Below are 242 nucleotides of genomic sequence, written 5' to 3'. Positions count from 1 at the left end.
TAACGCTTCTTTTAGTACTTCATCCAAATGAGATACTGGAATGAAGGTTAAATCTTGTCTTACACTCTTTGGTATATCCTCTAGATCCTTTTCGTTATCCTTTGGCATAATGATATGGGTTATACCTGCTCGATGTGCACTCATTGACTTTTCTTTTAAACCACCAATTGGTAATACACGACCACGTAAAGTAATCTCGCCAGTCATTCCCACTTCTCTTCTTACTGCCTTACCAGTCAAGG

At 38.8% G+C, this 242-nt stretch carries 1 protein-coding gene; it reads right to left on the bottom strand.

Going from position 1 to position 242, the window contains the following annotated elements; all coding sequences use genetic code 11:
* Positions 1–240: S16 family serine protease (locus tag AOA62_RS25765; RefSeq protein WP_305886550.1), on the bottom strand; the 240-nt coding region annotated here is incomplete at its 3' end.
* Between the last annotated feature and the right edge of the window lie 2 nt (positions 241–242).

The organism is Pseudomonas sp. 2995-3, from assembly GCF_002742565.1.
Lineage (GTDB): Bacteria > Pseudomonadota > Gammaproteobacteria > Pseudomonadales > Pseudomonadaceae > Aquipseudomonas > Aquipseudomonas edaphica.
The sequence above is the reverse complement of the archived record's forward strand: the minus strand, read 5'-3'. Positions and strand labels throughout refer to the sequence as shown.